The organism is Actinotignum sp. usb-actsch-213 (genome assembly GCF_059085665.1).
The window spans coordinates 36,629-62,885 of record NZ_JBHNSQ010000024.1 but is presented as its reverse complement, the minus strand read 5'-3'; the positions used below and the strand labels follow the sequence as shown (position 1 = coordinate 62,885).

The window sequence follows — 26,257 nt, the reverse complement described above, 5'->3', positions numbered from 1 at the left end:
TGGCTGATTGTTCAGCCGACTAGCCGAGTTTTCGGCGTGCCGTGTTACTTGAGGGTAACGGTGGCGCCGGCGCCCTCGAGGGCTTCCTTGGCCTTGTCGGCGGTGTCCTTGTCCACGCCTTCGAGGACAGCCTTGGGGGCCGAGTCCACGAGGTCCTTGGCTTCCTTGAGGCCGAGGGAGGTGAGGGCGCGGACTTCCTTAATGACCGCAACCTTCTTGTCGCCAGCGGCTTCGAGGACAACGTCGAAGTCGGACTTCTCTTCGGCGGCAGCACCGGCGTCGCCACCGGCAGCGGCCGGAGCGGCAACGGCGGCGACGGGAGCCGCGGCTTCAACGTCGAATTCCTCTTCGAACGCCTTGACGAAATCGTTGAGCTCAACGAGGGTGAGCTCCTTGAAAGCTGCAATGAGCTCTTCGGTCGAGAGCTTAGCCATGATGGCCTTCCTTTCCGCTCTAGCGAGCAGATCTCTATCTGGCCGGCAGATTTACCTGCCTGGCAGATCTAACTGGGTACGCGGCTGAGGGCCGCTCCGCGACGCGTATGCCGAGCCGCGAAAACTCCGAAATATCCGTGATATCTGATATCCGTAATATCCCGAGGCGGAAGTGGCTACGCAGCCGCTTCCTGCTTGGCGCGCAAGGCGTCGATGGTGCGAACGGCCTTGGTGGCCGGCGCGTTGAGTACGTACGCTGCCTGGTACATGAGCGCCTTGAGAACACCGGCGGACTTGGCCAGCAGGACTTCGCGGGATTCGAGTTCCGCGAGCTGCTTGACGTCATCTGCGGACAGCTGAGCGCCGTCCATCACGCCGCCCTTGAGAATCAGGGCTTCGTTCTCCTTGGCGAAGGTCTTGAGAGCCTTCGCGGCTTCCGGAGCTTCACCGGTGACGAAAGCAACGGCGGTCGGACCCTGGAAGGTCCCCTCCGCTACCTCGATTCCGGCCTGCTTCGCGGCGATATCAAGAAGAGTGTTCTTGGCGACCTTGTAGACAGCTCCACCCTGGAACGACCGGCGCAGATCTTTCATCTGGCCGACCGTCAGGCCACGGTACTCAGTAAACAGCACAGCGGTGGAGTTCTCGAAGAGCTCCTTGAGTTCCGCAATCGCTGCAGACTTATCGGTCCGTGCCATGGGGCCTCCTTCCGGTCTTACCCGCAGGCTCGGCAACGAAAAAGCCCCGCGCGGTAAGGCACGGGGCTTGGATGACCTGCCGTGAGCACGGCGACATTCAGCTCTGTTCTTACCTGCGCTGGCCTCGCGGTGCGAGTTTGATCCCGTTGGAACCTGCGGTCTTTGGCATCGGCTAGTCTATCGTTTTCACGCGACTACGCCAAGACCGGATCGCGTGGCTTGCCTCACGGGTTCGAATGGCCGGGGATGCATGGCGCGCCGGCCACCGCGTAGTAGGTACGACGGCGCAGCTAGGCCCATACCGGCCCGGCAAGCAAACATAGGTACCCCAGCGCCCCGGCCCCCATGAGCACGCTCCGCCAGATAGGCCGGTCTGCCAGGTGGGCGATGGCGGCCAGCGCCCCGGCCACATTGGCGATCCCGTAGCGGCGCGGAATGGAACGGAAATACAAGCCACCGTTGATAATTTCCCGTGCCTGGACCACCGCTCCGACGATGAGGGGCCCGGTAGCGCCCGAAAGCCCGAGCACCCGCCCGCGTACCGAACGCAAGCCCAGCACCAGGGCAACCAGCGGCCCAGCCAGCAAAATGGCGTAGGCCACCGTGCCCCAGATCTGGGTGGGAGCGGAGATGAGCTCCGGGGAGAAATGGTACTTGGCCCCGGGATTGGTCAGGCCGTAAGGGTTGAGCAGGCTGAGAAGGAGGCGCCCGGTACTGGCTTCGCTGACCGGGGAGGTAGAAATCGCGTTGATAGCCGGCACATACCCTTCCGGAGTGCGGGCGCCCTGGATAGCATCCCAGCCCAGGTAGCATGCCGCCACCGTAAGAACCTGGGTACCGAGCAGCACCGCGAGGGGGCGCCGCTCCGCGCGCCCAAAACCGGCCACCCGCGGCCAGCAGATAGCCAGCGTAACCGGCGCCAGCACCGCCAATATTCCGGTGATGGAAATGACCCGGGAGAGGCAGATAGCCGCGGTTATGAACGCGGGCAACACCCAGCCGGTCTTCTTCCCCACCACGATGCGCGCGCTCAGCCAAACCGCGGCCGCGCCGGCCAGCGGGCCCACGGCATCGTTATGCACCATGGTGGCGCTGGCCGCCACCGAGGGCACCGCCAGGAAGAAGAGCGCCGCCGCGAAGGATACCGCCGGACTCAAGCTCCAGGCACGCAGCGCGGCGTAGCACAGCCCCACTCCGGCGGCTACCAGCACCGCCGAACCCAAGCGGGCGCCCGTAAGGAAGCTCAATCCCGCCAGGCCGGCCAGGCGCGCGATGGCGCCGTCGACCAAAAAATACAGGGGCGGGTGGAAAGCATTGTAGTTTTCAGCGCGATAGGGCCAATCCTCCGGGGCCACCCGATCCCAGGATTCGCAAGGTGGCGGCGTGATAGCGGTGCCGGCCGGAGCGTGGCAGGCCCAGGCCTGACGGGCCTGCGGTGCCATGACCTCCCCGGGAGCGGGAATAGTACCACTCGATGCTTTAAGAGAGTAGTCCAGGTAGGTCCACTCCCCCACCGGGTTGATGGAGGGATTGTGCGCGAAGGCCCAGGCCGCCCACCCCAGGCAGAGCAGCATGAGGAGGCAGGCGAGCAAAGCGTCACGTACACGCGGATGGGAAGTCACGGTTCTAGCCTAAAGCACGGTTACGACAAGAAAAAACGCGAAAGGCGGAAACCCCTGAGGATCCCCGCCTTTCGCGATACGACGTTACCGCCGAGCCCGCAGTTCTGTTTTAGGCTTCGGCGCGAGTCTTGGTGGCATCAATCGGGATGCCCGGGCCCATCGTGGTGGACACGGTGGCCTTGAGGACGTAGCGGCCCTTCGAGGAGGACGGCTTGAGACGCATGATTTCTTCGTACGCGGCAACGTAGTTTTCCAAGAGCTGCTGCTCAGTGAAGGAGGTGTTGCCGATAATGAAGGGTAGGTTGGAGTTCTTGTCCACGCGGAATTCGATACGTCCGCCCTTAATATCGTTGACGGCCTTCGCCACGTCCATGGTGACGGTGCCCGTCTTGGGGTTCGGCATGAGACCGCGAGGGCCGAGCACGCGACCGAGGCGACCGACCTTGCCCATCATATCCGGGGTGGCAACTGCCGAATCGAAATCGGTCCAGCCGCCGGCAACGCGTTCAATGAGTTCGTCGCTGCCAACTTCGTCCGCGCCGGCTTCGATCGCCTGCTGGGCCCGCTCGCCCTGGGCGAAGACGATCACCCGGGCGGTCTTACCGGTGCCATTGGGCAGGCTCACGGTACCGCGAACCATCTGATCCGCCTTACGCGGATCCACGCCGAGACGGAACACAACTTCCACGGTTGCGTCAAACTTCGTCACCGACGTTTCCTTCGCGAGGCGCATTGCCTCCGCGGGAGTGTAGAGCACGCCGTCCGCAATCTTTTCTGCTGCGGCGCGGTATGCCTTCGAGCGCTTTGCCATTTCTGCTTCTCCTTTAGTGCAGGTGTGGTCAACGAGCCTGCGTGGCCCTTCCACGGTTCCACGTGGGAACCTGCCGACGCCAAGAGCGCGGTTGCTCGATGCTCTCAGCTCCGGTTATGTTGTGGTCTCGGTTTGCGGTGGAACGACGGCGCCGTCCCGCCAACAACTCCGCTATCTATTTAGATGGCGTCCGAGGTGATGCCCATGGAGCGGGCGGTGCCGGCAATGATGCGCGCGGCGTTGTCAATGTCATTCGCATTGAGGTCCGGCTCCTTGATCTTCGCAATTTCGCGAAGCTGGTCGGCCGTGAGGTGCCCAACCTTCTGGGTGTGCGGAGTGGGCGAACCCTTCTGCACCCCGGCAGCCTTCTTGATGAGCTGCGCCGCCGGCGGGGTCTTGAGGACGAAATCAAATGTGCGGTCTTCGTAAACGGTGATTTCCACCGGCACGATGTTTCCGCGCTGGGATTCGGTCGCGGCGTTGTACGCCTTCGTGAACTCAACAATGTTCACGCCGTGCTGACCGAGAGCCGGACCAACCGGCGGGGCCGGGGTGGCCTGGCCGGCAGGAATCTGTAGCTTAATGAAGCCTGCAACCTTCTTCTTCGGTGCCATATCTGGTCCTTTTCTCATTGAACAGCCGTCGCAATGGCTAGCGACGGCACGCCTATCTATATTACGGGAAAGTGAGCGATGCACAAAGCCCCGCCCGTGTGAGACACACCGCGGAGCTTGTGTTAAATGACGCGAGATATGTGCGTGTTTTTCGAAGCGCGCGCATATCTGCGCGCTCGCGTATACGAAAGTACGACGACGGCGCAGCGGCTCAGCGGAACTTAGTCTTCCTTGCGCACCTGGGCGAAAGAGAGCTCCACCGGAGTTTCCTGACCGACGAGCGTCATCATAACGGTGAGACGCTGATTTTCCGCGTCAATTTCCGAGACGGTGGCCGGCATCCCGGCCCACGGTTCGGCGGTGAGGGTAACCGGATCGCCCACTTCGAAGGGGGCGATGGTTTCCGGCGTGGCGCCCGTGGGCAGACCGGCGGCGCGCGCTTCGTCCGCCGCGGCGGCTTCCACCACCGGGGTCAGCATGGTCACAACCTCATCGAAAGTGAGGGCCACCGGAGTGCGCCCATTGCCCACGAAACCGGTAACGCCATTGGTGGACTGCACCACACGCCAGGAATCATCGGTGAGGTTCATGCGGATAAGCACGTAACCGGGCATGCGTACCCGCGATACCAGCTTGCGCTGCCCGCGGCGTACTTCGAAGACTTCTTCCATGGGGACTTCGATCTGGAAGATGTAGTCCTCCATGTTCATGGAGACAAGACGGACTTCCAAGTCCTGCTTGACGCGCTTTTCGTAACCGGAATAGGTGTGAAGAACGTACCAGCGGCCTTCTAGACCCTTGAGCTTAGCCCGCACTTCTTCTTCGGTGACGATGCCGTCTTTCTTCTTGTCCTTCTTAGAGGAAGCCGGAGCAGTCTCCGTGGTTTCTTCCGCGGCTACGCTTTCCTGGGTGGTGGTATCGGTGAGGGAATCCGCGCTAGGAGCAGCCTCCGCAGCAGGCGCGGTGGCACCCGGTTCCATAAAAAGATCGCCGTGTTCGGTAACGTTCTCAGACACGCTGTTCCCTCACTGTTCTTGGGGCCGGCCCTGGTTCTGGACCTACCCGAAGATCCAGACGGTGGCGCGACCGAAAATAAGATCGAAAATTCCGATAAAGACCATCACGGCGAGAATGAAGAGCACCACCGTGGTGAACAGCTGCCCCAGTTCCTCCCGGGAGGGGCGCTGGACGCGCTTCAATTCACCGAAGATTTCGTGGAAGAACTGCGCGAGCCGAGCAAAAAAGCCCTTCTTCTCCGCAGCGCCCTTGGAGGACTTGGATGCTGCAACTTCCTTCACAGTGCGTCCTTTTCCTCGTCGTAACAATGCCCCGTCAGTATTGGCGGGGCAGGAGCAGGGTAGGAGGGACTCGAACCCCCAACCGCCGGTTTTGGAGACCGATGCGCTACCAATTGCGCCACTACCCTAGGTTGGCAACTCCACCATTATGCCTGAAACCGGAGTGCTCCGCGAGCACCGGCCGCCAGGTGGACGTTGGAGTATCACGACCACAAGGCCGTCATACCCGGAATAGCATAGTCGATAACACCCGAGCCGTCCACTTCCACCCCTATCCTTGGAGAAAGGTCACAACCGTACCCGGGACAGTGTTTAATGGGAGGGTGAGTACTACACCGACGTCGAAGACCCCGCGCCGCGTTTCCGCGCGCCTGCAAGCCCTTGCACCCTCCGCCACCCTCGCGGTGGACGCCCGCCAGCGGGAGCTGCGGGCCGCCGGTCACCCCATTATTTCTTTCGGGGCTGGGGAACCGGATTTCCCCACCCCGGATCACATCGTGGCCGCCGCGGCCGCCGCCACCGGCGATATCCGCAATCACAAATACTCCGATCCCAATGGCCTGCCGGAGCTGCGCGAGGCGATTTGCGCCAAAGTCGCTTTCGATGCCGGGGTACGAATTTCCCCGAGCTGCGTCGTCGTTACGAATGGAGCGAAACAGGCGAACTTTGAAGCTTGGGCGGCACTTATCGACCCGGGCGATAACGTGCTCCTCCCCTCCCCCTACTGGGTCACCTACCCGGAAGTTATTAAACTTTTCGGTGGTACCGTCACCGAGGTATACGCACCCCCGACCCAGGGCTTCAAGGTGAGCGTGGAGCAGCTCGAGGCTGCCCGCACCGATAAGACGAAGGCATTGCTGCTGTGCTCGCCCACTAACCCCACCGGAGCGGTCTACAGCGCCGCGGAGGTGCGTGCCATCGGTGCCTGGGCCCTCGAGCACGGTATTTGGCTGGTGGTTGACGAAATTTACGAGCACCTTACCTACGACGGCGTGCGCACCGCCTACCCGCTGGCCGAAGTCCCTGAACTAGCCGCGCAAACCCTCGTTATCGGCGGGGTTTCGAAGTCCTTCGCCATGACGGGATGGCGGGTTGGTTGGCTCTACGGCCCCGCGGACGTCATGGCCGCGGTCAAGCGGGTACATTCGCATCTGACCGGGAACGTCAATAACGTGGCGCAGCGCGCCACCATCGCCGCGCTCACCGGTCCGCGCGACCGCATCGAGGACATGCGTGAGGGGTTCGCGCGGCGCCGCACGCGTATCGTGAGCGAACTGGCCGGTATCGACGGGGTGAAGGTTGCGCCCCCGGATGGCGCTTTCTATGTTTTTGCCGACGTCGCAGGCCTGCTGGGCGGGACGGGCCCCCGCCGCGCCACGAGCTCCCTGGAATTGGCCGATCAGCTCCTGAGCGATATTAATGTGGCCGCGGTGCCCGGGGAAGCTTTCGGGGTGGGCGGCTTCCTGCGCTTCTCCTATGCGCTCTCCGATGCCGAACTGGCCGAAGGCATGGCGCGCCTGCACGATTACTTCGCTTAGCAACCGGATAACTGCTTAGCCAGCTGGCTGGGCTCCGCATAGCTAATCCGGCAGTTTCCTAACACAGGTGGGCCGCGACGTTTCCGCCGCGGCCCACCGTGTTTTACCCGTTATTCAGGCAGCTGAACGCTGGTATTTAGCGCCGTACCGCCGGGGTATCGGTGCCGTTACCGTCCCAGTCACCAACGAAGAGCTCGTCAGCCACACGCCCGTAATGGAGCGTGAGATCGGCCGGGCCCGCAGTGAGGGAGTTCTTCACGAGCAGCGCATTGCCGCGACGCACCGCGAAGGTATCCGCGCCATTACCGTCGAAATCTCCGGTAAATATCTCGTCCTTAGCCTTGCCGTAGGAGAACTCGGTATCGGCGTTCCCCGAGACAATAGCGTTCTTGACGAAGATGACATTGCCGCGACGCACCGCGAAGGTGTCCTTGCCGTCGCCATCCCAGTCACCGACCAGGGGGGTGTCCCCGTAGCGGCCGTAGCTCATGACCTCGTCTGCGTCCCCGCTCTTGAGTGAGTTCGCTACGTAGAAGGTATTCCCGCGCTGGACCGCGAAGGTGTCCTTGCCATCGCCATCCCAGTCACCCACGAGCACGGTGTCACCGGCCTTACCGTAGGAGAATTCGATAGGTGCCTTGCCGCCCCGGAGAGTATCGGAGACGTAGAAGGTGTTCCCGCGGCGCACCGCGAAGCTATCCTTGCCGTCCCCGTTCCAATCGCCTACCAGGACATCATCTCCGGCGCGCCCGAAGCTGAAGACCGCCTGAGCCACGGTCGCGGTCCAGTTATTGGAGACGTAGAAGGTGTTGCCGTTATCGGAAGGCGTGGCCGGCGTGCTGGGATCCGCGGTGGGATCACCGCTCGGGTCCTTACCCGGTTCCGGAGTCGGATTCACACTCGGATCGGCACTCGGATCCACGCTCGGCTCAACGCTCGGATCCGGCTTGGCACCTTCCTTGACGAACTGGTTGACAACCGGCTGCGATTCTTTATCCAGACCGAGTGCATTCGCTACGGTGTAGTGGAGGTCGGTCTGGTCGGTACGCCCGATCACGTTTTCTGCACCGGGGCCCGAAGCCGCGATACGAAGCTGCGCACCGGTATGGCCCTGGCCACCGCGCGCCACCTCATTGGATGCCGCGGTGTTATAGGACATCTGCATATAGTCGCCATCCACCGTCTTGAGGATGGTGTTGACACCCGAGGTGGTGCTTCCCACGCCCACGATCTGCGAGGTGTGGGCGTGATCGGCAGTCACGAGGATAAGGGTGGGCTCACCATTCTCCTTGGCCCAGCGCTGCGCCACCGCAACGGCCTGATCCAAATCATCCAGCTCGCCAATCTGACCGCAGGCATCCGCCCCGTGATCAGCCTTATCAATCGAGGCGGCTTCCACCTGGAGGAAGAACCCGGCGTCGTTCTTGAGCAGATCCATGGACTTCTGGGTCATGGCCGCCAGGGTGGGAACATCCGCGGTCCGGGCTTCGTTAATCGTGCACGTTTCGTAGGTTGTAGGCTTGCCCGGAGTGGGCACCGACTCGTTGAACATGCGCGGCATATTGCCCGGGGTGAAGAGACCGAGAACCGGTTTATCCTGATTGGCTTCGGTCAGGGCAGCCATCTGCTCCGCCGTCGTCACAATCTGGAAATCGTTATCACGCGCGTTTTCCAGCACGGACTTACCGGCCGTCCACCGCGTCGTCTCACCCCAGGTACCGGACACCTGAACTTCGGCGTCGAAGTACTTCGCGCCACCGCCCATCGTCACGTCCGCGCGGGTGTCCACGAGCTGTTCCGAAATGGAACCCATGCCGCCGTTTTCACGCAGATCGGAGCCCTTGGCCGGCTTCGCGTTCCCGGAGGGTGCGTAATGCGAGCGGCTGGTCACGTGGGCACCCATCACCGCCGGGGTGGCATCCTGCACCTCGGAGGTGGTGATATTACCGGTCTTCAGCCCGGCCCGCTTCGCCTTCTCCAGGAGGTTCTCCTGGGGTTTTTGAGCCAGGTCCACACCGATAGCACCGTTGTAGGTCTTCGTGCCGGTGGCCCAGGCGGTACCCGAAGCAGCTGAATCCGTTACGTAGTTAATAGCGCCGTCGCGGTCAATGGAGAAGTGGGTATAAGAACCGGTGTACTCGAGATTATCGATGCCGGGCAGGCGCCCGTTCGCACCGTAGAGATAGTTGCGGGCGGAAGTGATTTCCGAATCACCCATCCCGTCACCGATGAAGAGCACCACGTTCTTGGCCTTAGCATCCGAACGCTGCTCGCCGTCCTTGCCGTACTGGGCGAAGTCACCGGGGGCCGGCACGGTCACCTTGCCGTTTTCGTCCACGGCGATGGCCATCGTGGACCCTCCGGCTACCGGTTTCGCCAGCTTGGCATCGCTGGCGGCGGTGGAGGCTTCGGCGTTGAGGGACAGTGCATTACCGATGGTGTAGAAAAGATCGGTCTGATCGGTTTGACCCAGCACATTTTCTTCACCGGGGCCGTAGGCGGCCACGCGCAGCTGCGCTCCGGTGTGCTGCTGGGAACCGGCATTGGTGCCGTCCTCAGCGACCTTGGTGGTGCCGTAAAGGATGGACATCGGGGATCCATCAGCGGTGGCCAGGCGAGTCACGGGGCCCACGTGGTCGTCGCCGTCGGACACAATCTGCGCGGTATGCGAGTGGTCCGCCGTCACGACAACGAGGGTCTGCCCGTCCTTCTTCGCGAAGTCCAGGGCAACCTTGGTGGCCTGGTCGAGGCGATCAGTTTCCCCAATCTGTCCGCAGGCGTCCGAGGCGTGATCGCGCTTGTCAATGGAAGCCGATTCGATCTGAAGGAAGAAGCCCTTCTCCGCGCTCGGATCATCGAGAAGCTCAATGGCCTTGCGGGTCATATCCACGAGCTCGGGCTGGGTGCCAATATCCTGCTTTTCGCAGGTGAGCGGATCGGCCTTCCCCCCGCCCACCTTTGCCCGGGAGGATTTGTAGGCGGTGGTCATATTTGAAGGCGCAAACAACCCGAGAACCGGGGAATCTTGATTGGCCTTGGTGATTCCCGCGAGTTCATCAGCGGTGGTTACCACCTGGAAAGCATTCGCGCGGGCGTTCTCCAGCACCGACTTATCGGCTTCCCACCGGGTGTTGTACTTGGCCGCGCCCTCGAGGAAGGGGTTGGTGTTCCCGGAGGCCGTGGTCACCATGGCGTCGAAGTACTTCGCGCCGCCGCCCAGAGTCACATCCGCGCGGGTGTCCACAATCTGCTCCGAAATGGAGCCGAGCCCGCCGTTTTCACGCAGGTCCGCGCCCTTGGCCGGCTTCGACTTCCCGGAGGGAGCATAGTAGCTGCGGCTGGTGGAATGCGAACCCATCACGGCCGGGGTGGCATCCTGAATATCGGAGGTGGTCACGTTGCCGGTACGCAGCCCGGCATTCTTGGCCTGCTCGATAAGGTTCTGCACCGGCTTGCCGGCCAGATCCACGCCGATAGCTCCGTTGTACGTCTTCGTACCGGTGGCCCAGGCGGTACCCGAGGCGGCCGAATCGGTCACGTAATTGAAGGAACCATTCTTATTGACTGAATGGTGTGTGTACATACCTTCGGAGGTGAGTTCGTCAATACCTTCGAAACGCCCCGAGGCGCCTTTGAGGTAATTGCGGGCCGCGGTGATTTCCGACTGGCCCATACCGTCACCAATAATGAGGATGACGTTACGGGCCTTGGCATTGGAACGCCCCTGGCCCGCCTTACCGAATTGCGCGCAATCACCGGGTTTGGGCGGAATAACGTTTCCTTGCGCATCAAAAATAACGCAGTTTTCCGGGCCGTTTGCGGTGCGGTAGGTGGTATTTTCCGCCGAAGCGGCACCTCCCGCGAGCGCTGAGAAGCCGACGGCGGCCACAGCTGCTGCTGCCACCGCGCGCCGGGCAGTGAAATGTGAGGATCCCATTGTCCTTTTATCCCTTCTAACAGAACGTGGGCCCTCTTAGATTCACTTAATTCTTTTACCGGAAGGCAAGCAGAATGTAACGGGCGGGTGAACGATGCGGTTGTACGTGGTGGGTGCGGCATAACAACGGTCCGGAAAATTCGGTGTTTTAACGACGACGACGCCCGCCGACCTTCGGGGAAATCAGGTGCGCATGCTAACCGCGCGAGTACGCATTTCCTCCGTATCCGGCCAGGTAGCGAGCCCGGGAGAGCCAGTGTTCGGCCTCGCGTAGCCGCCCGAGGGCATCGTGTTCCCAGCGGGTGCCGTCGGTGCGCACGGCCCCGGCAACGAGGGAGAGGGTCACTCCGGCAGCGCGCGCGTATACGGGTGCGGCAGGTAAACGCTGTTCAAGTAGCGCGCACCACTGCCCCAGAATGGAACGCAGGTGCGGGTAGGCGGCCGGGGCCAGGTGGGGCAGCACGCTCATATGCCCGAGCAGGCAGGCCCAGTCATCGGCGCGGTAACCCGGGCCGAGCGAATCCACGTCAATAACCCCGGCGATCCACCCCGTGGGGGTAGAGGTGGAGGTAAAGGTGTGCGCGGCTGCGGGCGCGGATGGACCACGCTGCACGAAAATATTGGCTTCGTAGAAGTCTCCGTGCACGGGCACGATGGGTCCGGGATCAAGGCTGGCCATCATCTGCGTCACTCCGCTGGCCACCGCGTGGGCTCGAGCTGCGATACCGGGGAGCGCGACCGCGGCGGCGTGCGCGTAGTGGCCCACCCGATCCGCCCAGGCCGGCCGGTGGGTAAGGTGGACGGCCGCGGCTGGCAGGCTTTCTTGGAGATTCCAGAGGGTATTGAAAAGCGCGACACTGTGCTCCCCCAGCCCGCGCGCCAACCAATTGGCCAGTGGCTCGCCCGGGAGGGTGGAAATAAGAACGAGGCCACTCGGGTCTTCGCGCACCACCCGCGGGGCAAGAACCCCGGATTCCCCTAGCATACGATGGCGTTTAGCCAAGGATTGCGCTGCGGGTGGGCGCAGCACTTTTGCGAAAGCAGTTCCGCCACCCCGGGTAGTAACTTTGACGACGGCGCGCCTGGTGGGCCGGTAGCTCTTGAGTTCGACCGTAACTTTTTCTCCCAAAAATCCAGATATCCGGCTCGGGGTGACGGCCAGCGGCAAGGCGGGAAGCTCCGGGTCATGGGGGTATTCCCACACCCAGACGGCGGTATCCCGGTGGGTCAGACGAACGAGGGTAGGGGTGAAGGCTTGGGAGAGCTGCGCGGTGGAGGCACAAACATATTTTTCTCGCGGACTGCCGGTGGGGCGCCCACCTTCTCCGCGGGCGCGCGCGGTCACGGTGTAGCTCACCGTCACGCCGGCCCCGGGGCGGTGATTGACGCGGTGGACCGCCCAGGATTGGAGCTGCCAAGCTGGAAGTGCGGTGGCGAGCATCGACCCGGCGTCCGGGCCGGTCAGCAGCGCTAAATCAGCGCTTTCCGAAGATGCAGCCATAGAACAATAGTGCCGCATCCACCCCGGTGGCACAATGCGGGCGCGCGGCCCGCCGGCACGCTACCCGCCCGGCGCCACCGATCACGACCAGGCACGACTCGGCACGGCCGGCGCGCGCCACGCTGCGGGTGCCCGCACCTCACGCGTGCCGCCGGCGTGGGAAGATGGAGGGGTGCGTAACCTTGCTGCCCTCCCCAAAGCCCACGTGCATGTGCACTTCACCGGCTCGCTGAGCGTCCCCAGCCTCGTGGATATGGCCCGCTGTGCCGGCGTGCGCCTGCCCGAAAACCTCACCGATAACGTGGCGATGCAGGTGCCCGCGGACCAGCGTGGGTGGTTCCGTTTCCAACGCGCCTACGATGCTGCGCGCGCCGTCGTGCGATCCGAAGAAGCAATGCGGCGTATCGTACGCGAAGCGGCCCGAGCCGACCGTGCCGAAGGCTCCCGCCGCCTGGAAATCCAAATCGACCCGACCTCCTACGCCCCTTACGTTGGTGGTATTACCCCGGCCCTCGAGATTGTTTTAGACGAAGCGAAAGCAGCCACCCGGGAGACCGGTGTTGAGGTGGGGGTCATCGTGGCGGCATCACGCACCCGTCATCCCCTTGATGCCCGCACCCTAGCGCGCCTCGCCGCCCGCTACGCCGGGGACGCTCCCGGTGACGTGGTAGGTTTCGGGCTCTCCAATGATGAGCGGCGCGGGCGCACCGCGGAATTTGAGGCAGCTTTCCGCATCGCCAGGAGGGCCGGCCTGCGTTCCGTCCCCCACGGCGGGGAATTACTCGGCCCTGAGCATCTGCGCGAAGTCATCACGCACCTGAATCCAGACAGACTCGGCCACGGGGTGCGAGCCGCCGAGGATCGCGACCTCGTTGCTGAGATTGTGGAGCGCGGGATCGCGCTGGAGGTCTGCCCCGCCTCGAATGTGTCGCTCGGGGTGTTCCGTGAAAATGAGGACGTTCCCCTGCGCACGCTATTTGATGCTGGGGCGCTCATCGCTCTGGGTGCCGATGACCCGCTACTCTTCCTGGCCCGCCTCAACGACCAGTACGATATCGCGCGCCGCCAGGGTTTTTCCGATTCTGAACTGGCAGAATTGGCCCGCCGCTCCATCCGGGCCTCCTTCGCTTCCGCTTCCTCGAAGCGCGCCTGGCTCGCGGAAGTTGATGCGTGGCTGGAGGCAGACAACTAAGCGTCCAAGCCGCCGAGCACGACCGGTTCGGGATGGAGAACCACCCCGAAAGCTTCTTTCACCCCCGCCTGAATTTCCCGGGCGAGGGCGCGTAGCTGAGCCCCGGTAGCTCCCCCGCCATTGGTGAGCGCCAGGGTGTGCTTGGAGGAGAGCCGAGCCGGACCGTGCCCGTAACCGCGGGTGAACCCGGCATGCTCAATCAACCACGCGGCTGAGGTTTTGACCAGCCCATCAACCACCGGAGCGCCTCCGCTCAGGGTTGCGTGCGCGGCGTCGTGTACCTCGTAACGCGGGGCGTCCTCCGGCAACCGCTGCGCTTGCGCGGTGGTGAGTACCGGGTTGGTGAAGAAAGAACCGCACGAATACGTATCGCGGTCGGCATTATTGAGGACCATGCCTTTGCTACCCCGCAGCTCCAGCACCGCCTCCCGCACCGTTTCTGAGGGCACCCGCGCCCCGAGCTCCACCCCGAGGTGGCGGGCCAGCTGCGCGTAGCCGATGGGATCGGACACATTGGACAGCTTGGTTTGGAAAGTCACCTCAAGGACGATATAACGAGGGCTCGGCCCGTATTCCCCAATGGTTTCCTTGAGGATCGAGGTGCGATACCCCAGGCGCATATCCGCGAGAAACAGGGGGCGGATACGTTCTTCACGCCGGTCATAGACCTTGAGACGCGCGAGGGTCGCGGCAACTTCTTGCCCGTAGGCCCCAATATTTTGCACCGGTGCCGCCCCCACACTCCCAGGAATGCCAGAAAGCGCCTCAAAACCGCCCCAGTCCTGGGAAATCGCGTGGACTACAAGGTCATCCCACGGGGTTCCCGGTAGCACGGAGAAATTCGCGCCTTCGCAACTGCCCAGCGAGTCCAGCACGATTCCGGAGCGCATATCACGCAGCACGATCCCGTCAAAATGACTGTCGGCGGGGAGGATATTTGAGCCGCCCCCAATCATGAGGAGCGGGGTGCCGGCCGCGTCCGCGCGGCGCACGGTATCCACCACTTCGGTTTCGGTGGTGGCTTCCACGAGTTCGGTGAAAGTACCACCCACGCCGATGGTGGTGAGTTCGGCGAGGGTGCTTGCACCGCTGCGAGCCCGGGTGGAGAGGACCGGCGCGCTCACGTGATGCGGTTCGGGAGGTTCGGGAAGAGTACAGCTCATTGTTCTAGCCTACGGCTTTAGCGACGACGGCGCATGCGGTGCGCGCGTTGATGGAACGACGGCGCGACCGGGGCCGCCAGAAAAGCAAAAAGGGAAGCCAGTCAGGCTTCCCTTGAGCTATGCACCCCATCCGGGCTAAACCCGGTGAGATACCACCACGCTACCGCGCTTTAGCGGGTTTCGCGATGGTTCGTGGAGGCGTTGCACCGCGAGCAGTACTTCTTCAGCTGCAGACGATCCGGATCGTTGCGGCGGTTCTTCTTCGTGATGTAATTGCGTTCCTTGCACACCTCGCAGGCGAGGGTGATCTTGGGACGCACGTCAGCAGACTTGCTAGCCATTCCTTTTTCTCCTCAAGGTTGTGCCCTACTGGTAGTCAGTAGCGGGGGCGGGGATTGAACCCGCGACCTCACGATTATGAGTCGTGCGCTCTGACCATCTGAGCTACCCCGCCTCATGTCACCGCATGAGGCGGCAACGGAGCCCCGAAAGAGAATCGAACTCTTGACCTTCTCCTTACCATGGAGACGCTCTGCCGACTGAGCTATCGGGGCGATGCCGATTTCGCAACGAGTACCAAGCTTACTCGATTCACGCTGAAAAACCAAGCGTAAGAGAAATGTGAAACGGATCAACCATTTCGACATTTCGTGGCGGGTGTAGGATTCGAACCTACGAAGCGTAACGCATCTGATTTACAGTCAGGTCCCTTTGGCCGCTCGGGAAACCCGCCAATATGACTTCCGAAGAAGTATTTTTCACCCCGCGGAAGAAAGGCTGAGTCACCGCCCTTCCGTAAGGCACCAGATGAGATTACCCAGGGAGGAAAGTTACTGTCAACTTTTGAGACGGGAACGTGGCCACCACCACTCCTTCGACTGCCCGGCAGGCTCGTGGACCGCTAGCTGCGCCGTCGTACCGGACGTGCACTAGCGCACCACGCACTCGCACTCGCGTGCAGGCACACGCGCCGCAACCGGGCTTTAGGGCAGGCGGTGAATCCATTCGGGCGTTGAGAATTTCGCCTCGTAACGTTCCTGGGCCACGCGCAGGTCTTCCGCGGTGATCTCACCCTGGCTCGCTCCGTACTTCTGGGTGAAAACGTCCTTGAATACCTCGATAATGGCGTCGCGCGCCATCCCGGTCTGGCTCTTCATGGGATCCACGCGTTTGTTCGCGGAGCGGTGCCCGCGATTCTTCTTGCCCGCACTGCCCATATTGAGCACGTCCATCATCTTGTCCGCGTCGATGTCATACGCGAGGGTGACATGGTGCACCATATAGCCGGTAGCGAAGTGTTTCTGGGCCGCTCCGCCGATTTTGCCACGGTCGGAAGCGATGTCGTTGAGAGGCACGTAGTGGGCTTTCACCCCCACCCGCGCGAGGGCCTCGATGACCCAGGCATCGAGGAAAGGATAGGACTCCAGGAAGGACATCCCATCCACGAGCGCGGTGGGCACGACCAGCGAATACGTGATGCAATTACCCGGCTCCATGAACATGGTGCCCCCGCCGGTAATGCGCCGCCCGACCGTGATGCCGTGGCGATCCACCCCGTCCTGGTTGATCTCATTGGAATAGGACTGGTAGGAACCCATAACCACGAGGGGGCGGTCCCATTCCCAGATGCGCAAGAAGGGCTTGTGTTCCCCGCGGGCCACCGCTTCGGGGAGGGTTTCATCCATGGTCATATTGAGAACGGGGTGGATAACCGGGGTGTGGAGAATCTCGAAATCGATATCTTCCCAGGCCAGGGCGTGGCCTACGGCGCGGCGTACCGCCACCGCAACCCCGCGCGGGCTCAGCCCGAAGAGATTATCGGTGGGGAGCACCGCCGCCTCGACCGCCTGGGCAATATCCTCCGCGGAGGCATCGGCCTCCAGCCCTTCAATCGCTTCGGTGATGCGCCACAACGCGCTATCCGGTTCGATGAAGAAATCGCCGGAGAGGCGAACATTCGCGAGTTTGTTATCGACCACATCGAGGTCAACAATCGCCATTTTCTGGCCGAGTTCCTTGTATTCGCCGTGCATGAGCGTTCTTCTTTCTGTCACGGATGGTGAGGGATAAGCGGATGGTTAGAGGAGCGCGCCGTCGTGCGACTCCCCACGCGAAATCGCGGTCATCGTGTCACGATTGACCACCTTGACCCGGGCACGCCCCTGCTGGGCCCCGAGGTTTTCCTCGAAAGCTTCCAGGAGCTCCCACCCTTCCCAGGTGGTCCATTTCACACCACGTTCGGTCAGGAGGTCGAGGAGACCGCGCCCGCCCGAGCCGTCCCCGGTAGCACGCGCGATGCCGGCTTGGGCGTCGGCAACGAGGTGGCGAATGGTTTGGCGCGCATCGGATTTCGTGGAGCCGATCAGGCCGACGGGGCCACGCTTAATCCACCCGGTCACGTAGTAGCCGGGGATAGTCTCCCCCGTGTCGGTGACGATGCGACCTTCCACATTCGGGATAACCCGATGGATAGGATCCCAAGGCAGGCCGTCCAATGGCTCGGAAGCGTAACCGATAGCGCTGTAGACCGCTTCCACCGGGTAATCCACGGTTTCGCCGGTGCCGGTCACGGTACCGTCCCCCTGAAGCTGGGTGCGTTCCATACGGATCCCGGTCACGTGGTCCGTGCCAAGGATTTCTACCGGGGCCTGCATGAGATGGATGTGGATTCGGCGCGGGGCGGTCATCTCATCCGGATCGTTGAAGACCCAGTCAGTGAGGAGATCCACCACCTGACGGGTCATCTTCGAAGAATCAAGAGCCTCTTGGGAGCCGGCATCGTATTGGAAATCTTCGGGATACACCTGGATATCCACCCCGGCGACTTCACTCAGCTCGCGCAGCTCAAGCGGGGTGAACTTCACCTGGGCCGGGCCGCGCCGCCCAAAGATATGCACGTGTTCGACGGGATTGGCGCGCAGCCCGAGCTCCACATTCTCGGGAATATCGGTGTGGGCACGCAGGTCATCCGCGGAGCGCACGAGGATGCGGGAAATATCGAGGGCCACATTCCCCACTCCGATCACCGCGACATTGCGGGCATTGAGGGGCCAGGTGCGCGGTACATCGGGATGGCCGTCGTACCAGGAAACGAAATCCGCGGCCCCGTAGACTTCCGGAAGATCAGCGCCCGGGACGTCCAGCGGTACGGATTGGTCGGCGCCGGTGGCGACGACGACCGCATCGTAAAATTCGTGAATTTCGGACATGTGGACGTCTTCCCCGATTTTCACATTCCCGAGGAAGCGAATATCGCCCCGTTTGAGAATGGCATGGAGGGCTTTGATAATCGAGCCGATGCGCGGGTGGTCAGGCGCAACCCCGTAGCGGACCAAGCCGTAGGGGGTGGGCAGCTTATCGAAAAGGTCAATGCTGACCGGGATATCGGATTTGCTGAGGATATCCGAGGCGTAAATCCCGGCCGGTCCCGCGCCGATGACCGCTACCCGATAGGGGCGTTCCTGGGTGGCTTGCTCGGGTGTGGTTGGCTGTGTGGCCTGCTCGGGCGTGGGTGGCGTGGTTGGCGCCGGCGATTCCTGCTCCGATGCGGACTGCGAGGTGGCGTGCTCCGGGGCGGGGGATGCATGTGTCACGGCTAACTCTCCTTCTGCGTTCACCTCCCCTATCTTAGCGAGCCGTGCGCACGACGGGCAGGGCAGTACCGGAGAACATCTGGCCTTACAGAGTGGTACTGCACGACAGGAAACCGGGCGGTAACTGTAGCTCCAGTACCACTTTGTGATCCGGCCCGGGGCACGTGCCGTGAGTAATCCTCAAGCGTCAAGACTGCAAAACGTGCATTTCCGACTGTTAGGGGCACATAATGTACGCCACGGACATTAAACCGCAGAAAAACTGTCACCCAGGCACATTTTGTTAGCAGGCATGGCCTCTCTGCCCCGAAGTGCACGTTTCGAACCGTGGCCTCCGTCAAGTGCACATTAGAGACACGAATTCGACCCAGAACGGTACTCGCACGCACACTTTGTTTTCGGAGGCAGCTGCGCATGGTCAGTTACGATCCGGGAAATAAGGCGAGGGAGCGGGCATAGGGCGAGGGACCGGGCATGGTGCTCGGTCCCTCGCCTTGGTGTGTATTCGTGGCTTTGGCCCGTTTGATAGTCCGCTACTATGCCACTACTCAGTGCGGGAAGCGCGGCACGGGCCACACCGGGGTGCAGGATTTACTGCACCGTGGTGTCGAGACGAATAATCCCGTAGGTCCAGCCGTGGCGCAGGTAGACCGCGCACGGTTGCTTCGTTTCTTCGTCGATGAAGAGGTAGAAGGGGTGGCCCACCATTTCCATTTCGTAGAGAGCTTGGTCCACGGACATGGGATTGGCTTCGTAGAGCTTATCGCGCACCACAACCGGGGAATCCCCCAGCTGGGTTTCTACCGCTTCCCCGGTAGTTTCGGGGCGGGTGGGATGCGCTGCTTCCACTTCTACTTCGGGCATTGACTCCGCCTGGGCTTCTGCCGCAAGGTCCTCCGCGGTGAGCGTGAGCGGTTCTCCTACCTTCTCAACCACGCGCCGATGGGACTTGCGGCGATCACGCGAGCGGCGCAGCCGCTCAAAAAGCTTTCCGGATGCTAGATCGAGGGCGCTGTACTGATCAGCAGCTGAGGCCTCAGCCCGAATAACCGGGCCCTTATCAATAACCGTGATTTCGATAACTTTCGAGTTATCCGCTTGGGCGGGGTTCTTTTCCTTCGACACCTCTACCTCAACGCGCTGAGCGCGCGGAGCGAACTGTTCCACCTTCGCAATTTTTTCTTCGATGTGATTGCGGAAACGGTCCGAAACTTCAGTGTTCCTACCCTTGACGATAATCTCCACGGTGTCCTCCTTGGGATGTAGTGGCGGGCGCGCGGCCCGCTGAAAAAAAGCCCGCTTCTCACGCGGATAAGAGAGGCACCACCCCCTATCCTGGGTCACCCGGCACGCGGCTGGTACAACGTTCACCATTGCTCGTTTTACCAGCTAGCACTACCGGCACCGTTATTTCTTGGCATTAAGTGTAGTTCAGTTCACAACATTCGGAAAGGGTTGGAGCAGCGATAACGCTGTGTGCGAGTTCGCTGGACGCGGATCCGGAGCCAGGGCTAGGACCAAGGCCGCGACCACCTTCCCACCCGCCTGCCCGATGGCGCGGGCACAACCAGCCAGCGTAGAACCGGTGGTCAGGACATCATCGATGAGGAGAACCCGCCTGGGAATGGTGATACCAGGACGTATCCGGATTCCACGGCCTTTAGCGGCACGTTCACGCTGCCCGGCAAGGTGGCGTTTTCCAGCCCGGGCACGTTTTTCTTCCGCCGCGTATATCACTCGCGCCAGGAGCTGCGCCGGTAGCGTGCCGAGCAGCCCACCGCCCCGATTTTCTCCGCTGAGAAGGACGGGCGCGGAGTGGGCATCTACACCCCCGGCACCTAGCCCCCGCGCCGCGGCCTGCGCCAGGTGCCCGGCGATGAAACGCCCGGCCCGGTGGCGCGCCGCTCCCGAGGGCGCGGGAATAACACTGAGCGCCGTGCCTTCCCAGAGCGGGGCGAGCTGCCGGCAGCGCTGCGCAAAAAGAGTGGCGAAGCGGGCGGTGAGTGCGGCGTCGTTCCCATGTTTCCAGGTGAGGAGTGCTTGCCGGCGCACTCCGACGTATTCCCCCAGGGCGAAAACCGGGAAGAGGGCTTCTTCACGACCATCGGGGAGGATCTGCATGAGGGCCGGGGCGCGGCCTTCCCCACCGCGCCACCTGCCGGCTACCTCCCGGGTGCAGGCCGGGCACAGGGTGGCATCCCAGGCCCCGCATCCGGCACACCAGCGCGGAAAGATGAGGTCACCCAGGGCACCGGCCCAGGAGCGCAACGCACCGGCACCGGCTCCGCCACCGCGGGCAAACAAGCCGCCACCGGTGTGAGCTGCGCCTAGAGAAGCGCCTCCGTGATGTGCGGAGAGGACGCGCGGGCGCAGCTGCGGCGTCGTACCAACAAACATGGTTTCAGCGTGCCGCACCTTTCCCGGGAACGCATCCACTCGCAAGCAGCCTGTGGATAAGCACGGCGTTTGGGAAACTTGTGGACAGCTCCCCGAACGGCGCAGCTACCCCGGCTACCCCGGCTACCCCGGCAGCACGATATCCGTAACGCCGGTCGCGACCGGCCGCCACGCCCCGCCATCGCGAGTAGCAACAACCTGCTGGTCGGTAAGGACCACGATCGATTGCTCCCCGCGCCCGGCAGTCAGCCGCACCGAACCGGGATAGGGCGTGACGTTGAGGCGTTCCATGGGTCCGCCCACCCGCACCGCGAAAATCAGCGGATCTGTACCGGCGGTAGCGCGCCCGAGCACCGCGATATCCGTACTGGAAATCCAGGCCACCGAGCTCACATCCGCCAGGCGCTGCCCCACCTCTAGCGGATCTCCGAGAGCTGTCGGCTCGTGGCGGGCATCGCGCTGGATGGGAGCAATGAGCATCTGCACGGTATCCCCCACCTGCGCCACAATCAGCAGACGCGCGCCTTCGCGTGAAGCCCGAACTTCCCGGATCCGCGCGCCCTTGAGGAAAGGCGCGGTCAATTCGCGCACCCGGCCGTCATCAGCGGCGGCCAGCACCACACCCTTATTATCAGTTTCGGACGTCCACACCCAGCCCCAGTAGTCGTAGGAGGGCTCCACCAGGCGCTCCCCGCGGACCATCGTGAAGGGCTGGAAACCATCGCTTCCCACCCGCACCAGGGCATCGCGCTGCGCGGTGAGCAGTGCGTAGGAGGCCACCGAATCGGAATAGTTCCCGGCCATGCGCGCCACGTGAATATCGTCGAAGACCCCGCTGGTGAAGACCGGGCGGGTCTTGCCTTCTTCCACCTTGTAGGGCCGGTTGTTCTCCAACACGGTGAGGTCATAAGCCCCGTACGGATACGTGGGCAGATCCGCGATGGCGATGGGATCCAGTGGCTCGCCCGACACCGTAATATTCACCGAATGCACCGGTACCACGCTCTGGCCGGTAAAGGAACGCTGGATCTGCTGCACGGCACGCGCCTGGGATTCTCGGCTGAGGGTGGAGATTTCCGCTGTGACATCCAGAGTCAGCACCCCGCTTTCCAGCTTCGGGCTGGAGGCCATACGCAAAGTAGTGGGAATTTCCGAATGGACCGCATCGGCAAGCCAGGGCGAGGGCCCGGCCAGCAGCCCGGCAATCGTGGAAGAAATAAAGGTCATCCGCGGGTAGAAACGCAGATCGGGAACCATGGTATCCGAGCCGGGCCCGATGAAATACAGCGGGGTACGCACGTACATGGAGGCGAAGAGGCTATCGGTCATCATGACGCCGTCTTCCAATTCGGCGATGCGCCATTCGCCGCTGGCATTACGATCCAGTTTGAAAGTGGTGGAGTGAATGGCGTCCGTGGAGGCCTCGGTGTAGCGCCCACCGGTATCCACGGTCCCTTGCGCGGTCACCGAAATAACATAGGTGCCGTCCTCTCGTTGGGTGGGGGAAATGTTTTGGGAATTCGGGTACACGCGCACCTGGGAGCGCGGATTCCAGGTGCGGCCGGCTTCTTTGGTGAGGAATTGGCGGGCGGTGGCGTAATCATCGCCCGCCCCGCTGCTCCCGGCCAGCAGGAAACCGCGGATCACTTCTTCGGGTGAAGCACCGGTAGCCGGGCCGGCCGGGGTGAGGCCGAAAACAGCTTCTTCGGTGGGTGGCACGCTCGCCTCATTGACCGGCCCGGAACGCGGCAGCCGCCCGCATCCGGCCAGCGCCAGGATCATTACGCTGAGCAGCACCGCGAGGGCACGCCCCCGCCCCGCTTTCTTCAGCACGTGCGCGTTCATGCGTCCTCCTTCCCCGCAGTGCCGGTAGGCGCCGCCGAACCGGTGGGCGCCATTGTTCCGGTAGGCGCGTTCGGGGTGTGCGTCGTCGTACCGGAAACGGCAGTACCCTGCGCCGCAGGTTTGGGCGACGCCGCCGCAGCGGCCCCGCTGCTTGCGTCCGCGGGCACTACCGCCATTGCGCGAATAGCTGGAATCGTGCCGGTGGTACCCACCGCGGGCAGGGACCCGGTGGTATCCGCGCGCACGATCTCAATGGGAATATCCTCGCTGTCGTCCCAATCTTCCGCGGCAGCCACCCGCAGGGGCAGCGGCGGGGTGAAGGCCGCTTTCTGGGTACGGGGCACGGTGAGGAGGAAGGTGGATCCCACCCCCAATTCGCCGGTAGCTTGCAGGCGACCTTCGTGGAGCAGGGCGTCTTCGCGGGCGATAGTCAGGCCCAGGCCGGTTCCTCCCGATTTTCGCACCCGGGAAGTATCGGCACGCCAGAAACGATCAAAAACGTGGGAGGCCTGCTCGGGGCTCAGGCCGATACCGCGATCGGATACTTCCACCGCCACCGCGGTATCCGAACCAACCACCCGCACTTTAACGGGCCCGCCTTCGGCATGTTCCACCGCGTTCACCACGAGGTTGCGCACGATACGTTCGATACGGCGCGAGTCCACGCTGGCCACGGTTTCCCCGCGCGCGGAGAGCGTGACGGGCACCCTGTTCGCTTCGATAAGGGGCGCCTGGGAGATAATCACGCGCCGCACAATTTCTACGACGTCGATTTTGCTGGTTTCCAGCACCATCGACCCCGCATCGAAGCGAGAAATCTCCAAAAGATCGGAGAGCATGGTGTCCAGAGAAATAAGTTGGGAATGCTGGAGTTCGGCCGAACGCCGCAGGCTGGAGGGAAGTTCGGAACGCTTATCGTAGATGAGCTGGCCGGCCATCCTGATGGTGGTGACCGGGGTGCGCAATTCATGAGACACCGCGGATACGAAATTCTGCTGCACCTGGGAGAGCCGTTCAAGGCGGGTGAATTGATCCTGGAGGGATTCTGCCATCTGGTTAAAAGCGGAGCCAAGCTGGGCTAATTCGTCTTCCCCGCGATCATCCATCCGCACATCAAAAGCGCCCCCGGCCAGCTGGCGGGCGTTTTCCGCCGCGGCTCGCACCGGCTTCAAGACCACGTTAACGAGCACACCAGTAGCTACCGCCACGATGGTAAGAAGGGCGACAGTGGCGAGCATAAGCACCCGGGAAACCTGCGCCACCGTCACCTCTTCGTTTTCCAGAGAATAGAGCGTGTAAAACTCATACATGCCGGCATTGGGAAGGCGCACGGTCGCACCGATAAGAATCCCGGGGAGGGTGTATTCCTCCCCCTTGGCAATCGCCACTGCCTGCCATTGCGGGCTGGAGGATTCTTGCACGGCCTCCCGCAATTCGGGGGTAAGCACATCCATGACGGTTGCGGGAGTGGGTGCCCCCACATCAGCTACCAGGTAATTACCGGTATTCTGCCCTGGCGAGCGGATGAGGGCCGTGCCCACCACCCCGCGGATCGGTTCAAATTGGGAGCGCACCTGCGCGTTCGCAATTTCCTGAACCGCGCCGGAGGTTTGGGCATTGGCCGAGTCAAAAACATATTGGGCTTGGGAGCGGGCGCCGTAAAATTGCTCGGTGGCAGCGCTGACGGCGCGGTCATAAAGTTGCGAACGCGTTTGGTTAGCAACAATAACCGCGGTCACGATACTCGTGAGCACCCCGATAGCCACAATCGCGGAAACCACTCGCGCGTTGAGAGAGGTGCGCCAGGATTGCGAAAATGAGGTGAGCGCGCCGCGCCCCATGCTCCCGAGGCTGCGATGAATATAGCCGCGCCGCGAAAATTGACTCACTCCTGGGTTGCCCCCGCCCGGTATCCCACCCCGCGCACGGTAATAACCACCTCGGGATTATCCGGGTCCTTTTCCACCTTGGAGCGCAGGCGCTGAATATGCACGTTAACGAGGCGGGTATCGGTGGAATCGTGGCGGTAGCCCCATACCTGCTCGAGGAGTTCTTCGCGGGAGAATACCTGGTAGGGCTTGCGCGCCAGGGTGGTGAGCAGCTCAAATTCGAGGGGGGTCAGGTGAAGATCTTCCCCGTTACGCGTGACCTGGTGGGCGCGCGGGTCGATCACCAGATCGGCAACCCGCAGCGTTTCCACTTCCGGTTCGGTGCGCCGCAGTCGCGCCTTAATGCGGGCGAGGAGCACCGAGTTCTCAAAAGGCTTGGTGACGTAATCATCCGCCCCGGCTTCCAGGCCGGCCACCACGTCCACCGAATCGGTAAGGGCACTCATCATAATGATGGGGACATCGCTTTCTTCACGCAGCTGGCGGGCCACCTCTACTCCGCTCATTCCGGGCAGCATGACATCCAAGAGCACAATATCCGGTGTTTCCGCCCGGAAAATAGGCAGAGCATTGGTGCCGGTGGCACATACCGTCACGGCGTATCCTTCCGATTCCAGCAGGATCGCCACCATTTCAGAGATACCGGGATCGTCATCGACCACAAGAACGCGCATAGTCATAGCGCCATTTTCTCACGTTCGTGCCAATCGTGCAGAAAAATGCGCGAATAGCGTGCGCGGTGAGCGCGGCGGCCACGAAGCGCAAGGCGCACGGGGCGGGCATAACGTGTGCGGACTGGGCGCGGAGCCGAAGAGGCGTCGTCGTACCTCTAGTTATCTTCCGGCGTTTCCGTTTCCTCGCTACGCACCACGCTCAGGCGCGGGCGCACCGCCACATCGGAGGGGCGGCTCACCTTCCGAGTAGCGCGGGAAGGTTCTGGTGGCTGGCGGGTGGCGGTTTCTCGGATGGCATCCGCGAGCGCCATGAGATCGGTATCCGAGGGCGGGGCCGGTTCAAATTCGGTGCGCAGGCGGATCATCTGCCAGCCGCGCGGGACGGTCACCGATTCGGCGTGCGCTTCGCACAGGTCGAAGGTGCCCGGGGAGGCCACCGGTGAGAGCGGCCCGATCACGGCGGTTGCTTCCGCGTACTGGTAGGTCAACGTGGCAACGGCCGGCTGCTGGCACGTGGTGCGGGAACACTTTCTCAACGGACTCACGCCTTAGACGTTAGCACGCCCGTGTAACCTTGGGGTATGGACACTTTTCCTTCCACGCCTCGCCCCCGCCGCCGTGATCGGCACGGACGGGGAATTCAAGGACCGGTGCTCCCCTATACCCTGCCGGCCTGGCGCACCCGGGCAGATAAATTCGACGATATTATCGCCTCCGAACTAGCCACCTACCGCGCCCATTTCGGGGAAGAAATGCGCGATCTTGATTTCGCGGTCATGGATGTTCCGGCCTCCGATCCTTCGCCTTGGGAGGACGGGGTTCCCCTGGCGCGCCTGCTGCCTTTCGAGCGCGGGGGCGCGGTGCGGGCCCGGCTGCTGTTTTACCGGATGCCGATGATGCGTACCGCGATGGCCAGCCCTTTCCCGCGTATTGTCATTCACGATATCGTCACCGAACAACTCGCGGCTGCGATTTCCCGCCACCCCGAGGACATCGATTTTTTGCGGCGCGGTTTTTAGTTTTTCTGGTACGACGCCGCAGCTGCGGCCCG

At 62.6% G+C, this 26,257-nt stretch carries 22 protein-coding genes and 4 tRNA genes; 3 read left to right on the top strand and 23 right to left on the bottom strand.

The window, feature by feature from the left end:
- Positions 1-44: 44 nt before the first annotated feature.
- The 8 genes from rplL to AC5RK6_RS01725 form a co-directional block, all read right to left on the bottom strand.
- Positions 45-434, bottom strand: a complete 390-nt coding sequence (gene rplL, locus AC5RK6_RS01760) for a 50S ribosomal protein L7/L12 (protein WP_016443115.1) — start codon at positions 432-434, stop codon at positions 45-47.
- A 176-nt stretch (positions 435-610) separates the two neighbouring features.
- Positions 611-1,132: a 50S ribosomal protein L10 gene (gene rplJ / locus AC5RK6_RS01755; RefSeq protein WP_016443116.1), complete on the bottom strand. Its 522-nt coding sequence runs from the start codon at positions 1,130-1,132 to the stop codon at positions 611-613.
- Between the two features lie 290 nt (positions 1,133-1,422).
- Positions 1,423-2,754: a glycosyltransferase family protein gene (locus AC5RK6_RS01750; protein ID WP_320757512.1), complete on the bottom strand. Its 1,332-nt coding sequence runs from the start codon at positions 2,752-2,754 to the stop codon at positions 1,423-1,425.
- Between the two features lie 109 nt (positions 2,755-2,863).
- Positions 2,864-3,565 (bottom strand): 50S ribosomal protein L1, encoded by a 702-nt coding sequence (gene rplA / locus AC5RK6_RS01745; RefSeq protein ID WP_320757511.1) that lies wholly within the window; start codon positions 3,563-3,565, stop codon positions 2,864-2,866.
- Between the two features lie 179 nt (positions 3,566-3,744).
- Entirely contained in the window at positions 3,745-4,179 is a 435-nt protein-coding gene (gene rplK / locus AC5RK6_RS01740; protein WP_016443119.1) for a 50S ribosomal protein L11, read from the bottom strand.
- A 221-nt stretch (positions 4,180-4,400) separates the two neighbouring features.
- A complete protein-coding gene (gene nusG / locus AC5RK6_RS01735) occupies positions 4,401-5,195 on the bottom strand; it encodes a transcription termination/antitermination protein NusG (RefSeq protein WP_320757510.1) in 795 nt (264 codons plus the stop codon).
- A 42-nt stretch (positions 5,196-5,237) separates the two neighbouring features.
- Positions 5,238-5,477: a preprotein translocase subunit SecE gene (gene secE, locus AC5RK6_RS01730; protein WP_016443121.1), complete on the bottom strand. Its 240-nt coding sequence runs from the start codon at positions 5,475-5,477 to the stop codon at positions 5,238-5,240.
- A gap of 55 nt (positions 5,478-5,532) precedes the next feature.
- Positions 5,533-5,605: transfer RNA gene (locus AC5RK6_RS01725), tRNA-Trp, on the bottom strand.
- Positions 5,606-5,800: 195 nt separating this feature from the next.
- Between AC5RK6_RS01725 and AC5RK6_RS01720 the strand changes: the two genes are divergently transcribed.
- Positions 5,801-7,015 carry a pyridoxal phosphate-dependent aminotransferase gene (locus AC5RK6_RS01720; RefSeq protein ID WP_435730664.1) on the top strand — a complete coding sequence of 405 codons (1,215 nt, stop codon included), beginning with the start codon at positions 5,801-5,803 and terminating at the stop codon, positions 7,013-7,015.
- A 136-nt stretch (positions 7,016-7,151) separates the two neighbouring features.
- Here the strand turns inward: AC5RK6_RS01720 and phoA are convergent, their stop codons facing one another.
- Positions 7,152-10,952: an alkaline phosphatase gene (gene phoA / locus AC5RK6_RS01715; RefSeq protein ID WP_320757508.1), complete on the bottom strand. Its 3,801-nt coding sequence runs from the start codon at positions 10,950-10,952 to the stop codon at positions 7,152-7,154.
- 196 nt (positions 10,953-11,148) lie between these two features.
- Positions 11,149-12,453: a phosphotransferase gene (locus AC5RK6_RS01710; RefSeq protein WP_320755970.1), complete on the bottom strand. Its 1,305-nt coding sequence runs from the start codon at positions 12,451-12,453 to the stop codon at positions 11,149-11,151.
- 172 nt (positions 12,454-12,625) lie between these two features.
- Between AC5RK6_RS01710 and AC5RK6_RS01705 the strand changes: the two genes are divergently transcribed.
- On the top strand, positions 12,626-13,645 hold the full coding sequence (locus tag AC5RK6_RS01705) for an adenosine deaminase (protein ID WP_284883271.1): 1,020 nt from the start codon (positions 12,626-12,628) through the stop codon (positions 13,643-13,645).
- Here AC5RK6_RS01705 and AC5RK6_RS01700 read toward each other — a convergent pair.
- The 13 genes from AC5RK6_RS01700 to AC5RK6_RS01640 all read right to left on the bottom strand — a co-directional run bounded on the left by AC5RK6_RS01700 (position 13,642) and on the right by AC5RK6_RS01640 (position 25,751).
- On the bottom strand, positions 13,642-14,808 hold the full coding sequence (locus AC5RK6_RS01700; protein ID WP_435730663.1) for a UDP-N-acetylmuramate dehydrogenase: 1,167 nt from the start codon (positions 14,806-14,808) through the stop codon (positions 13,642-13,644). The two genes, AC5RK6_RS01705 and AC5RK6_RS01700, sit on opposite strands and share 4 nt — an antisense overlap.
- A 170-nt stretch (positions 14,809-14,978) precedes the next feature.
- Positions 14,979-15,149, bottom strand: a complete 171-nt coding sequence (gene rpmG, locus AC5RK6_RS01695; RefSeq protein WP_016443127.1) for a 50S ribosomal protein L33 — start codon at positions 15,147-15,149, stop codon at positions 14,979-14,981.
- A 39-nt stretch (positions 15,150-15,188) separates the two neighbouring features.
- Positions 15,189-15,262, bottom strand: a tRNA-Met gene (locus tag AC5RK6_RS01690).
- 27 nt (positions 15,263-15,289) lie between these two features.
- Positions 15,290-15,362: transfer RNA gene (locus AC5RK6_RS01685), tRNA-Thr, on the bottom strand.
- Between the two features lie 97 nt (positions 15,363-15,459).
- A tRNA-Tyr gene (locus AC5RK6_RS01680) sits at positions 15,460-15,541 on the bottom strand.
- 250 nt (positions 15,542-15,791) lie between these two features.
- Complete coding sequence (lplB, locus tag AC5RK6_RS01675; protein WP_284883678.1) at positions 15,792-16,841, bottom strand: lipoate-protein ligase small subunit; 1,050 nt, start codon at positions 16,839-16,841, stop codon at positions 15,792-15,794.
- 45 nt (positions 16,842-16,886) lie between these two features.
- On the bottom strand, positions 16,887-18,401 hold the full coding sequence (locus AC5RK6_RS01670; protein WP_320757507.1) for an FAD-dependent oxidoreductase: 1,515 nt from the start codon (positions 18,399-18,401) through the stop codon (positions 16,887-16,889).
- A gap of 591 nt (positions 18,402-18,992) precedes the next feature.
- Positions 18,993-19,646 carry a ribosome hibernation-promoting factor, HPF/YfiA family gene (gene hpf, locus AC5RK6_RS01665; protein WP_320757506.1) on the bottom strand — a complete coding sequence of 218 codons (654 nt, stop codon included), beginning with the start codon at positions 19,644-19,646 and terminating at the stop codon, positions 18,993-18,995.
- 186 nt (positions 19,647-19,832) lie between these two features.
- Positions 19,833-20,798 carry a ComF family protein gene (locus AC5RK6_RS01660; RefSeq protein WP_320757505.1) on the bottom strand — a complete coding sequence of 322 codons (966 nt, stop codon included), beginning with the start codon at positions 20,796-20,798 and terminating at the stop codon, positions 19,833-19,835.
- A gap of 123 nt (positions 20,799-20,921) precedes the next feature.
- Complete coding sequence (locus AC5RK6_RS01655; RefSeq protein ID WP_320757504.1) at positions 20,922-22,643, bottom strand: LpqB family beta-propeller domain-containing protein; 1,722 nt, start codon at positions 22,641-22,643, stop codon at positions 20,922-20,924.
- Positions 22,640-24,532, bottom strand: a complete 1,893-nt coding sequence (gene mtrB / locus AC5RK6_RS01650) for an MtrAB system histidine kinase MtrB (protein WP_435730660.1) — start codon at positions 24,530-24,532, stop codon at positions 22,640-22,642. Before mtrB ends, AC5RK6_RS01655 begins: the two co-directional genes overlap by 4 nt.
- Positions 24,529-25,212, bottom strand: coding sequence for an MtrAB system response regulator MtrA (gene mtrA / locus AC5RK6_RS01645; protein ID WP_016443134.1), 684 nt, complete (start codon positions 25,210-25,212; stop codon positions 24,529-24,531). The genes mtrB and mtrA overlap by 4 nt, the downstream gene beginning before the upstream one ends.
- A 149-nt stretch (positions 25,213-25,361) precedes the next feature.
- A complete protein-coding gene (locus AC5RK6_RS01640; protein WP_320757502.1) occupies positions 25,362-25,751 on the bottom strand; it encodes a DUF3499 domain-containing protein in 390 nt (129 codons plus the stop codon).
- 36 nt (positions 25,752-25,787) lie between these two features.
- Here AC5RK6_RS01640 and AC5RK6_RS01635 point away from each other — a divergent pair, with 36 nt between their 5' ends.
- On the top strand, positions 25,788-26,225 hold the full coding sequence (locus AC5RK6_RS01635) for a metallopeptidase family protein (protein ID WP_039898916.1): 438 nt from the start codon (positions 25,788-25,790) through the stop codon (positions 26,223-26,225).
- Positions 26,226-26,257 lie beyond the last annotated feature (32 nt).